We start from the raw sequence: 10,367 nt of genomic DNA, 5'->3' as shown, positions 1-10,367 counted from the left end.
GCGGCACCTGCGGGTGCTGCGAGAAGCGGGTCTGGTCGAGGTGCACCAAGAAGCGCAACGGCGGGTTTACTCCCTCCGCCCACAGCCGCTCACTGAGATCTACGACTGGCTGGATCGATACGTGGCCCTGTGGGAACAGCGGCTGGATGCCCAGCACACCGAGATAGCACGCGGCAACCGTGAGCGAAGGAGAACCCCGTGACCAACAGCACCCCTGGAAGCGTGCGCACGCTGGGAACCCTGCGAGCGGCGGAGGGCAAGGGCATCGTGCGACTTGAGGACCGGTTCGACACCGATATGGATGACCTGTGGTCAGCCCTCACCGATTCCGGCCGTCTCGCCCGCTGGCTCGGCGAGGTAGAAGGCGATCTTCGCGAGGGCGGTGGGGCCCGCTACTTTGCCAGCGGGTGGGAAGGCAGTTGTCGTGTGGAAGTTTGCCAGCCCCCGGGGCGGCTCCTGATTCTGACCAAGGCGCCAGACGAACCGGACGGCGTGATCGAGGCGACGCTTAGCGCTGACGGCGACCAAACCATCCTGGTCATCGAGGACCGTGGCGTGCCCTGGAGCAGATCGCCGCCTACGGGGCAGGAGACCAGATCCACGTCGAAGATCTCGCCGCCTACCTCGCCGGCCGCGAACGCTGCGACGCACGGGTGCGGTGGCAAGAACTCCACCCCGCATACCAGGAGCTGGCCGCAAGGCTCACCTAGCACGACGGCAGATCTGCCGGGCGCAACCCCCAGCGGGTTCCAACGTTGAAACTCCCTCGTCTGCGGCGCCCTGGCTGAGACCCCAAGTCGGTGAGGCACCGCAGACGGGCCCGCGACAAGACTTGCCAGTCATCGCAGGGTGGGGCAAGTTTCAACCGCCCTCGAGGGGCCAGAAATACGCGACACAACCATCAGAACCGTGACAGGAGCCGAGCCATGGACTGGAATGTCCCGGCCAGTGCAGCGCTGATTCCTGCCAAGGCCAGTAGTGCGCTCATGGCGATGATCTGAGCCAGGAAGAACAGCAGCGCCACTCCAAGTGTGGCGGCGTACGTCAGAGTAAAACTCAAAGTTGAAGGTTCGCTCATGCAACAGTGACCTCCAGCCAGATTCTATTTGCCTCGTTCTCGTCAACACTAGCTGCGGGGCTCTCCCATGCTTCGATGCAGCGCGGGCACTCTGATCCTGTGGGCCTCGGGCTCTTGCCGCACGGCGGGTGCGGAGGTAGGTTTTGCAAGCCGTGGCCGTCCGCCCTCAGTGGGGCGCGCCGCGCGGCGGTGGTTGGCCGGGGGGCGGCGTTGGAACTGGCCCGGGCCAACCACCTAATCTGGTGGGCTGACGGCTCCGGCCCGGCCGGTGGGATGCGGGACCGTGGAGGGACGGCTCTCAGGCTGTTCTCAGCGCGAAGAGGGACATTGAGAATAGCCCCGAAATGCCGACCCCTGCTCGGCCTTCGATCCATAGACTCCGGCCGCACGCTCTCCTCAACCGGCGTGCGGCCGGGCATCACGTCTCCCTCCTACAGAGTCAAAAAGCACCTGGAATGGATAGGACTCGGGACTGCCTTCCGTTTCGGATGCAACAACTAGGCCATTGGCCGGCGGCCTGATGCCCTCCCAATTGATGGAGCCGCATCGTCCGTGCAGTTCGCCGTCCAGCGATCCTGCGGTCCGCTTGCTGCCGGCCGTTCAACGAGATTGGCCGTGCCTCAGGTGACCGGGATCTGCGGCCGGGAGTCCTCCACTCCATGTCTTTCGTTCGCAGGAGACCGGGGGCAAACGCGCTTCGTCGGTCCTGTCCCGGCGTCTTGTGTGGTTGGGCGTCATGGATGATCTTCCGGCACGTTCCGACCGTCCGACAATGTGGCGGGAACATCGTTTCGTATTTACACGCGGGACCTGCCGCGGAGGAAGTGGAAGATCAGGACGACCACGGCGATTACCAGAAGCAGGTGAATGAGCCCGCCGCCGATGCCTCCGAGCAGGCCGAGAAGCCAGAGAACGGCGATGATGATGGCTATCCAAAGCAACATGAGAGTCTCCCTTGTTTGTCTGTGGTAAAAGTGGCTGATTCTGCGCCTCTGGCCGGTCTGCGTGTGTTGGCGTGCGGCGTTCCATGTTTGGGGCTCGGACAGATTCGGTCCGGGTTCATGCGGCCCGCACCCGGCGGCGGCCCGGTCCGGTGCGGCGTGGGGCGGAGCTGATGCAGCCGTTTAGACGTCAGGAGATTATTCCGTGGGCGGAGGGTGTTCTCCGGCCCGGTGGTGTGCTTCCTTGAGATGGCGTGCGAGCTTTTCCTCAGCGGCCGCGCGCCGTTGCCCGATGGTGCGCATCTGGTGTGTGGTCAGGTCCTCGCGGCGCGTCCACGGGGCGGCACGTTGGGCCGGCCCGGGTTCGGTATGTTCGCTCATGACCGCATCGTCGCACACGATCTTTCCGGGCAAAAGGCACAATTTTGCAACGTCCAGAAAGCGCCGGCATTTCCCGACAGGTTGGGGAATCGGCAGGGCTATAGGCAGCCGGAGCCGCTGCCGGGCCGTTTCTTTCCGCAGGTTTGCGGCCGATCGGGGTGGCTCCGTCGTCGACGTTTCTTTGGATCTCCTGGGGGAGCGTTGCGAGGGGGAGTTCCCGGTGGAGGATGTAGTCGCAGGCCGCGGGGCCGGTCATCGCCAGCCCGGTGCAGAGGCCGCGGTGGTGGTCGGGCTGGATGTTCGCTGCGCGCAGTCCGGCTCTGAAACTTCTGGCTGGGGCTGGTGGAGTTCCCCGGAGGGAGCACCAGCTGAGGTATAGGCCGTACAGCTCTTCCTGGGTGAGCCCGTCAGCGTCCTGGTTCCGGGTGATGCAGTCGTTGACGAATTCGTGCAGCGGTGACTTCAACATCTTGGCCTCCTGCGTCCGGCGGCGTAGCCCGCTTATCTGGCACAGCTATCAAGGGGTGAAGCAAAACCGTCCCGGCGTGGCCGGGCACATAGAAAATTTAGGATGCCGGGCTGCGACTGTCAATGGGAACGTACGCTTTGACCTCGATGCGCATCATGGACCGGCCGGGACTGTCTGCGGAGGCCTTGAGGGCGTTCCTTTGTCCCTGGAACCTGGCAGCAAGCAATGACGAGGGCCTGGTCCGGTGGGTGAATTTACAGGGGGCAATGGTTTGTATCGGTCAACGGTTCCAAGTGGCCCCGGAGCCCGGCTCGTCCCGCGGTTCCGGACGGGTGGGCTGACCCAGCGGGCGGCGGTGCAGGCATGGCCCCTCGGCTCGCCGGTTCCTTGTCAGTGTCAGGACCGGGAGTTAGCCTGATTCACGGGGGCACGACGAGTGAAGCGGGGCCGCTGGGTGTGGGCCCGCTTTCCCGGGCAAAGGAGTCTGTCATGTCTACCGTTTCCCATCCGCGCAAACCGGGGCCGTCCAGCGGGTCCCAGGGGCAGCGGCTCTGGTGCGCTCAATGCCAGACGGATGAGTACCTGATCATCGAATCCATCGACACCCTCCGGCCACCGCGCATGGGGTTGGTCGACGTCGCGTACACCTGCGTTGAATGTGACTTCTTTTACGCCCACGCCGCCTCGGTGGGGGATGCTGCTCTGGTCCTGAACCGGCCGGGCCAACGATCCGGGGTGCTTCAGTTCGGCGGCAACTACCTCCATTGCGGGGAACCGATGACAATGGCCGGATCCCAGCAGCGCAGCGTCCATGCCACGCTCTCAACGGAACTGACCGGTGAAGGCCCCCTGGAGGTGTACCTGCGCACCAGGGTCCTGCACTGCAGCTGCGGGTTCCAAATGGAAATACCCGACTGACACCCTGGGGCTAGGGAACGGAGCAATGATGGCTGACCCGGAACTCCGTCCGTGCACCGCTTTTGTCGGTCGGGGCGTATACCTGCTGGACGATCAGGAGGTCGTGAGGCGGGGGTTGCGCCAGCTGCTGGAGTTCGATGGTCTCGTTATCGCCGGGGAATCCGGATCCGCGCGCGAAGCGGTCCGGCGGATTCCTGCCCTTCGCCCGGAGCTGGTCATTATTGATGATGACCTTCCGGACGGTTCCGGTGCCGAGGTGTGCCGTGCCGTTGCCGTGGCGGACCCGCGGATCCGGTGTGTGCTGATGACCGAGGAGGGCGGCGAGGCCGTGCTGATCGACGCCATTCTGGCCGGCGCGTGGGGATGCCTGTCCAAAGACGATGAGGGCAGCGAACAGCTCCGGCTCATCCGACGGGCTCTGGCCGGGCACACCGCGTACAGCGGCCGGTTTTACCCGGCGATCGTGGCCCCGTTCTTCCTGCTCCAGCCACAGCGCCCGGATGAGAATCTCCTGACTCTCACGAAACAGGAAATGACTGCCGCGATCGGCCTGGGGAAAGGACTGAGCAACCGCCAAATCAGTAAGGAGATGTTTCTGGCAGAAAAAACCGTGAAGAACATGGTCTCGACCATTCTGACGAGACTCGGCACCGCGACCAGGACGCAGGCCGCCCTGCTTGTCACCGCAACCCTCGACCACTCCGAAAACCCCTCCGACGGAGGCTACCGGTCCAGCCAATTCCCGGACCTGATCCCCGAAGTCACGGCGGCACTGTTGAATTGCACCAGCGAGGCCGGCACCGTGCCACCCACGGACCAGAAGCGGGCAACGGACGCCGCCCGGCTCGCCGCCGCCCTTACTGCGGCCCGGACCGGGCTGAGAGTCAGGCGTCCTCAACAGAGCAGCACTTAAGAGTCCGGAGCGGAGATTCCCCCGGCTCTCCAAACCTGATGGACCCGGAGAGCCTCCGTGGTGTCCGGGACGGACGCCAAGCTCGAGGCCCAACGGCGGCTCGCTGAAGGGGCGCACGGGGACATGGACGGACAAGGCCGCCGGGTCCCAACGCTGCTTTCCGAATGAAACAGGCAGAGACTGTCATTCACCGGTAACTCTTGCCGTTACCACTGGCGTGGGGGGTAAGAATGGGCGGGCTGCGGCTATCCGCCCGCACTGGGCGGGTGTGGTGTGGGGGTGGGCTCGGGTGGCGTGGGAGCCCGCCCGGGCTGGCCTGGGCCGGAGCGACCGACAAGGGCACCCGCCAGATTGGTCAGCGGTGATATGCGCCGCTTCCCCGGACATCGTGTTCGCCTGCCTGCATTCGATACCGAAGACTCTAATAGCTGAAAGCTACTCTGCAAGTTACCGATAAACGTTGCGGAGGGACATAAGCCCACTCGGGAGGCCATGATGGGTGTCAGCCGTCAAAACGGAGGCTGATCGCCAGGCCGATCAGCGCGGCCGCACCGGCCAGGAGCATCGCTGCCCTGGGATTGCCGAAGTTAAGCGTCCATCCCAGACCGAACCGGCGCGGAACGACCAGCGCGTGGTCTTCGCGGTTGATGTAGAAGAGGCCACCGCGCCACTGCTTGTCGTCGTCCCGGTGGATCAGACCGGTGTCTTCCCCGGCGTCGTTCCGCTCCCGGTTGTTCCTGGCCAGGATGACGACGGCCACCACGGCGGCGGTCAGGATCGGGAGGCCGATCACCAGCGGCGCCCACGGTGTGACCGTCCCGGTCCACATTAGCAGCGATGATCCCAACATTCCCAGGTCGATCATCGCGGTCAGCCCGAGCAGGGCTTTGGCACCCAGTGACATGTAGTGGCGGTACCAGCGCGCGGACGTAACGGGGTGTGTCGGGTCGAGATCGGGCCGGCTGCGGACGATGGCCGCCGCGATACCCGCGAGCAGCGCGGTCACGCCGATCTGCACGAACACCAGTGAGAAGGCGGCGCCGACCGACTTGGCGACCACGCGGTTGGGCACCCCGTTCGCGTTGTAGTGCACCGCGAGCGTCCCGGGCATCGACGGGTAGCTGATCACGCCGATCACTACCGTGGCGGCCGTGATGATCAGTGCAGGGGCCAGCCAGAGCCAGGGAAACCGCGGTGGATTGGTCCGCAGTTCGGTGTCCACCGCGATGCCCTGGTGCAGGCCCTGGTACCAGCCCCCGGCGGCCTTGGCGGCCCGGATCTCGTGGTTGGCCAGGAAGAAGCAGCCGTACCAGACGGCGTCGAGCACCAGCACCGACAGCGGCAACACCAGCGTTGCGCCGGTCACGGCGTAGATGAGCACGCAGACACCGGCGGTGGCGATTCCACCGAGGAGTACCCGCCAGCGGTAGATGCTGGTCTGCCGGACCACCGTCGGGTCCTCGGCATGCTGGGGCGGTACCCGGACCCCGAAGGGCACGGCGGGGCTGGTGATGGAGGGCAGCATCAACGCGATCACGAGCACGAGTGCCAGCAGCGCGGAGCTCAGGATGATGGCAACGGTCATGGGGTGTCCTCTGGCTGCGTGGTTCCAAATGACTCGAGTATCGCCCGGCAGGTCTTGAGGACCTCGTCGGCCGGCAGGCCTCTGGCGACGGCCTCGGCAAGCAGGGTCCGTGCTCTCGCGGTCCACTCTGCGGGGAACGGCGGGTCCGCGACCGTCGGGGTCACTACGGCGCCGGTCTTGCGGTTGAGCCTGATCAGGCCTTCCTGGCGCAGGAGATCGTAGGCCTTGTTCACGGTGTGGAAGTTGATGCCGAAGTCGGCCGCGAGCGTCCTGGTGGCCGGCAAGGTGCTGCCCTCGGTCAGCGCGCCTTCGGCGATCGCCTCCACGATCTGGTCCCGGAGCTGCTGGTAGATCGGTATCTCTCTGGCCAGGTCGACGTTGAGGATCATCCTTCCCACCTCACACGGTTGTTCTATTAGTTATAGAACAACCGGCGGCCTCTGGGAACGCCGGGAAGTATCCCGGCATCTGTGTTTCTCCGTGACCTTAAGATCACCATCGACAAGCTGCCCGACTAGAGCGGTCTTACCTCGGAGCGCGACAGGTTATCTGGGAGCTTGAACGCAAAAACGTCAAAGTCCCGCTCCTGAAAGCGCGGAACCGATGCGCGCACTCGCCCATGGTCGGGGTTGTCACTTGTCAGATGCAAGTGTGCTCGCAGCTCAGGGTCAAAGCCGGTGGCACCGACGTACGCCATCGCTCCATCAGCAGTATCAACCCACACATAAAGCCACGAGCCGGTCGGGCGGACATTCCCCTGGCGAACTGTTATCAACCGTTTCTCAAATCGCTCCGTCGACTGAGGATAAAGCCCTTCCAGCTGTCCGTATGCCGGTCGATCACCGTGCCCAGGAACGCGCCGCTACGTTCCGTGCAGGTGCTGGCTTGTGACTCGCAGCGATAAATGGCGGTCTTTTCGCAGCGCTATTTGTCACCCCGCAGATCCTTGAAAAGCTTGTACTTTCTTCTTGTTCGGCGCTCTCGTCAGGACCGCGTCGTTGCCCCTCGGTTACCCGGGGCGGCCCGACCGACTGCCTGCACGCTCCTGGCGAACCGCGCTCACGGCGCGCACGGCAACTACGGCGGCCACGATCAGCACGGCCGCGGCCAAGGCCGTGCCCGGTCCACCCAGCCGCCCGGTGACGGCACGGGGAAACCCGTGTGCGGGATGGCCGGTGCTGCCACCTGTGACCTCGTTGTCCGTCACCTCCCATTCGGCAGGGGAGGGGAAGATACCGGCCGGAAGCCTCTGCTGTCGGAGACGCCGACGTGAGGCAAGCCTGCGCCGCACTTTCTCATTCGGAGCGGGCATTACGCCGTCCGCTGCCACCGCGGCGGGGAGGTCAACGATGTAGGGCTCACCGTAATAGGCCGCCGAAGCCACCGAGTCCAGCCAGATGCCGGGCGGGGGTTCCACCCCGCGGCGCGAGAACGCAGCCAGGAGCATCTGCTGGATCTCACCCAGGCTCTTGCCCCGGGCGACCTGCGTGACTTCGAAAATGGCCAGCTGGAGCTGCACCTTCTCATCCGCTGCCGTGTCCTTGGCGCTCGGAGCCTGTTCAACGGGGTCGGTGTTAAGTGGCCCGGTCTTGGGTGTGCCCGCTTTGCGCGAGTCGGGGCTCATGGGGGTTCCTTTCTGTCATGTTGGGTCCAACTGCCCTTCGAATTTGCCCGTCCGCGGGCATCGACGGTACTTGCTCGCCGCCCGGTAACTTGACCCGGAAGCCCGTGCGGCGGGGTTGGGACGGTGCTGTTCCGAGTCACCTCTACCGGACCGGGTCCGACCGAACGCGGCCTGGTTATCCGCGAAACGGGGACGAGACAAGGGGCAGGTGTGTCTATCGTGGCGCAATTCCGTCGGTTTGTCGTCGGCGTTGACACTCATGCCATAACCACTTCCACGCCATCACCGCCGCAAGTTACGAACCGCTCAAGACTCTCTCGCGTTGACCGTCGTCCGAAGGGTCCGCGAGGGGCCGGGGACTTTTTGCCTTGGCGGAAGCCGTTGCCGCGGCGATCTCCGAGCTTGGGAGCCGGAGTGCAGGCCACGGTCGTTGCTCCGGAGACAGGAAATTCCCGATTTGTGGTTCGACCGGGTGGGGCGTTGGAGCCCGGCCGCCCCGCCTCACACCGGCCGTGATCCGGACCAAACACCGGACCCCCGCGGGGCTCCGGCAACCTCCACCGCCCCGCGGCTACGACCGGCAGCTCCTGCGGGTCTTCTACCGGTCGGATCTCTCGGCCCTGAAGAGCTGCCTGGCTCCCGGACCTATTACGACCGAAAGCGAGCCGAAGTCAAGACCCACACCCAGACCATGCTCTCCCTGGCCCGGCGCCGCCTCAACCTTCTCTGGGCCATGCTCCGCGACGGCACCACCCACATCCGAGTTCCCGCAGGCGGGCTCTATGGCCACCTGACGACACGGGCCTGCGGAGTTCCACTCGTGCCGAATCGGTCGTCCACGGAACCCTCTCCAGGAGTGTCTGGATAACGGTTGATCCGGGGTTCCCGGTCGTGACGCATGCTTTGCAATAGTGCAGAGTCGCCAGCATGCGGAAGGGCCATGTCGACGAGAACGACCTTCCTGAGACCCATAAGCCTGCAGACTGTTGCGCTTACGCAATGATTCCCGTTAGATTGAAGTCTTAGTGGGGGACCCGGCTCGGCGCCCGTGCAGGATGGGCGGCAATTGACGCGATTTCTGAAACTCTAAGGAGTCCCACTCATGGACAAAGCCCGGCGTCTTGTCGTTATTACCGGATCCAGTGGCGGAATCGGGCGCGCATCGGCAGTTGCCTTTGGCCGTCAGGGCGCCACCGTCGCCTTGCTCGCCCGTGGCGACGCGGGCCTGGCCGGTGCCGCGAAGGAGGTGGAGGCTGCCGGTGGGCGTGCGTGGACTCTGAGCGTCGATGTCGCCGACGCTGATGCTCTCGATGCTGCCGCCGAGCGAATTGAGCGCGAGTTGGGCCCCATCGATGTCTGGATCAACGTTGCTTTCACTTCGGTCTTCTCTCCATTTTCGGAAATTTCCGCAGGTGAGTTCGCGCGCGTCACCGAAGTCAGCTACCTCGGTTACGTCTACGGAACAATGTCGGCCCTGAAGCGCATGCGACCGCGAAACCGCGGCGTCATAGTGCAGGTCGGGTCCGCCCTGGCCTACCGGGGAATCCCCTTGCAGACCGCCTACTGCGGCGCGAAACATGCTATCCAGGGTTTCAATGAATCGCTGCGGTGTGAACTGCTGCATGAGTCGAGCGGGATCCACACCACGATGGTGCAAATGCCGGCGGTCAACACGCCCCAGTTTTCCTGGGTCCTGTCCCGTCTTCCGCGACAGGCGCAGCCCGTGCCGCCGATTTACCAGCCCGAGGTCGCGGCGCGGGCGGTTGTGTACGCGGCGGACCATTCAAGGCGTCGCGAGTACTGGGTCGGTGGCAGCACTGCCGGGACCCTCATCGCGAACGCCGTCGCCCCAGGCCTGCTCGACCGCTACCTGGCCAAGACAGGCTTCAACGCCCAGCAGACCCCGGAAGCCCGCCATCCCGATCAACCCGAGAATCTCTGGGAGCCTGCCGACACAGGGAAGGATTTCGGGATGCGTGGCATCTTTGACTCCAGGGCCACCAATCGCAGCGCGCAGCTTTGGGCTTCCCAACACCATGCAGCGTTGGGCGCGGCCGCAGCCGGACTCGTTGCGGCCGCGGCGATCACGGGCCGCGCGCTTTTGCGGTCGGCAACCCGGTGAAGCCGCTGGAATTGGTCCGGGCGGCCTACGGCATGTGCGAGCTGCTGGCACCGGATTACGTTTCCGGCCGGCTACTGGGTGAGATACCGGACGGCAGGACCCGCGTGATGATCCGGATCCTCGGCGCACGGCACCTGGTTCAGGCGGTGCTGACTGTCCGCGGCGGGCGCGCTGCCCGCCTTGTCGGAGGCAGTGTGGATGTGGTCCACGCCGCGAGTATGGTCGTTCTCGCCGTGCTGGATAGCCGTCACCGGAGGTCTGCTGAAGTCAGCGCGGCCCTTGCGTTGGTCTTCGCGGCGGGGGAGTTTCGATGATCATCGTCAGCCGTATTGCTTC

11 protein-coding genes and 1 pseudogene are annotated in these 10,367 nt (G+C 64.9%); 6 read left to right on the top strand and 6 right to left on the bottom strand.

The genetic code is table 11. From position 1 onward, the window contains the following. Positions 1–198: 198 nt before the first annotated feature. Positions 199–759, top strand: a complete 561-nt coding sequence (locus AC1DFR_RS21775; protein ID WP_476874449.1) for an SRPBCC domain-containing protein — start codon at positions 199–201, stop codon at positions 757–759. A gap of 142 nt (positions 760–901) precedes the next feature. Here the strand turns inward: AC1DFR_RS21775 and AC1DFR_RS21770 are convergent, their stop codons facing one another. The 3 genes from AC1DFR_RS21770 to AC1DFR_RS21760 form a co-directional block, all read right to left on the bottom strand. Continuing rightward, complete coding sequence (locus AC1DFR_RS21770; RefSeq protein WP_476874448.1) at positions 902–1,078, bottom strand: hypothetical protein; 177 nt, start codon at positions 1,076–1,078, stop codon at positions 902–904. Positions 1,079–1,875: 797 nt separating this feature from the next. Further along, positions 1,876–2,022: a lmo0937 family membrane protein gene (locus tag AC1DFR_RS21765; RefSeq protein ID WP_441410653.1), complete on the bottom strand. Its 147-nt coding sequence runs from the start codon at positions 2,020–2,022 to the stop codon at positions 1,876–1,878. Positions 2,023–2,217: 195 nt separating this feature from the next. Further along, positions 2,218–2,400, bottom strand: coding sequence for a hypothetical protein (locus AC1DFR_RS21760; RefSeq protein ID WP_476874447.1), 183 nt, complete (start codon positions 2,398–2,400; stop codon positions 2,218–2,220). Between the two features lie 958 nt (positions 2,401–3,358). On the opposite strand from AC1DFR_RS21760, the gene AC1DFR_RS21755 reads away from it, so the two are divergent. Then, positions 3,359–3,787, top strand: coding sequence for a hypothetical protein (locus AC1DFR_RS21755; RefSeq protein ID WP_476874446.1), 429 nt, complete (start codon positions 3,359–3,361; stop codon positions 3,785–3,787). Positions 3,788–3,812: 25 nt separating this feature from the next. Beyond that, on the top strand, positions 3,813–4,700 hold the full coding sequence (locus AC1DFR_RS21750) for a response regulator (RefSeq protein ID WP_476874445.1): 888 nt from the start codon (positions 3,813–3,815) through the stop codon (positions 4,698–4,700). 502 nt (positions 4,701–5,202) lie between these two features. On the opposite strand, the gene AC1DFR_RS21745 is transcribed toward AC1DFR_RS21750, so the two are convergent. The 3 genes from AC1DFR_RS21745 to AC1DFR_RS21735 form a co-directional block, all read right to left on the bottom strand. Continuing rightward, positions 5,203–6,285, bottom strand: coding sequence for a DUF1648 domain-containing protein (locus AC1DFR_RS21745; protein WP_476874444.1), 1,083 nt, complete (start codon positions 6,283–6,285; stop codon positions 5,203–5,205). Further along, the gene (locus tag AC1DFR_RS21740) at positions 6,282–6,674 is read right to left on the bottom strand and encodes a GntR family transcriptional regulator (protein WP_476874443.1); all 393 of its coding nucleotides are present in this window, start codon (positions 6,672–6,674) and stop codon (positions 6,282–6,284) included. Before AC1DFR_RS21740 ends, AC1DFR_RS21745 begins: the two co-directional genes overlap by 4 nt. A gap of 620 nt (positions 6,675–7,294) precedes the next feature. Beyond that, positions 7,295–7,909, bottom strand: a complete 615-nt coding sequence (locus AC1DFR_RS21735; protein ID WP_476874442.1) for a hypothetical protein — start codon at positions 7,907–7,909, stop codon at positions 7,295–7,297. 563 nt (positions 7,910–8,472) lie between these two features. Between AC1DFR_RS21735 and AC1DFR_RS21730 the strand changes: the two are divergent. The 3 genes and pseudogenes from AC1DFR_RS21730 to AC1DFR_RS21720 form a co-directional block, all read left to right on the top strand. Next, positions 8,473–8,654: pseudogene (locus AC1DFR_RS21730) on the top strand (IS110 family transposase); the annotation flags it as partial. A 357-nt stretch (positions 8,655–9,011) separates the two neighbouring features. After that, positions 9,012–10,031, top strand: coding sequence for an SDR family oxidoreductase (locus tag AC1DFR_RS21725; protein WP_476874441.1), 1,020 nt, complete (start codon positions 9,012–9,014; stop codon positions 10,029–10,031). Beyond that, complete coding sequence (locus tag AC1DFR_RS21720) at positions 10,028–10,345, top strand: hypothetical protein (RefSeq protein WP_476874440.1); 318 nt, start codon at positions 10,028–10,030, stop codon at positions 10,343–10,345. The genes AC1DFR_RS21725 and AC1DFR_RS21720 overlap by 4 nt, the downstream gene beginning before the upstream one ends. Positions 10,346–10,367: the final 22 nt, after the last annotated feature.

This window comes from Arthrobacter sp. 05T410 (assembly GCF_056396505.1).
The sequence above is the reverse complement of the archived record's forward strand: the minus strand, read 5'-3'. Positions and strand labels throughout refer to the sequence as shown.

Bases quoted from the DNA above. Each gene is read 5' to 3' on its own strand.
- AC1DFR_RS21770 (WP_476874448.1), bottom strand. From the start codon at position 1,078: ATGAGCGAACCTTCAACTTTGAGTTTTACTCTGACGTACGCCGCCACA.
- AC1DFR_RS21765 (WP_441410653.1), bottom strand. From the start codon at position 2,022: ATGTTGCTTTGGATAGCCATCATCATCGCCGTTCTCTGGCTTCTCGGC.
- AC1DFR_RS21760 (WP_476874447.1), bottom strand. From the start codon at position 2,400: ATGAGCGAACATACCGAACCCGGGCCGGCCCAACGTGCCGCCCCGTGG.
- AC1DFR_RS21755 (WP_476874446.1), top strand. From the start codon at position 3,359: ATGTCTACCGTTTCCCATCCGCGCAAACCGGGGCCGTCCAGCGGGTCC.
- AC1DFR_RS21750 (WP_476874445.1), top strand. From the start codon at position 3,813: ATGATGGCTGACCCGGAACTCCGTCCGTGCACCGCTTTTGTCGGTCGG.
- AC1DFR_RS21745 (WP_476874444.1), bottom strand. From the start codon at position 6,285: ATGACCGTTGCCATCATCCTGAGCTCCGCGCTGCTGGCACTCGTGCTC.
- AC1DFR_RS21740 (WP_476874443.1), bottom strand. From the start codon at position 6,674: ATGATCCTCAACGTCGACCTGGCCAGAGAGATACCGATCTACCAGCAG.
- AC1DFR_RS21735 (WP_476874442.1), bottom strand. From the start codon at position 7,909: ATGAGCCCCGACTCGCGCAAAGCGGGCACACCCAAGACCGGGCCACTT.
- AC1DFR_RS21725 (WP_476874441.1), top strand. From the start codon at position 9,012: ATGGACAAAGCCCGGCGTCTTGTCGTTATTACCGGATCCAGTGGCGGA.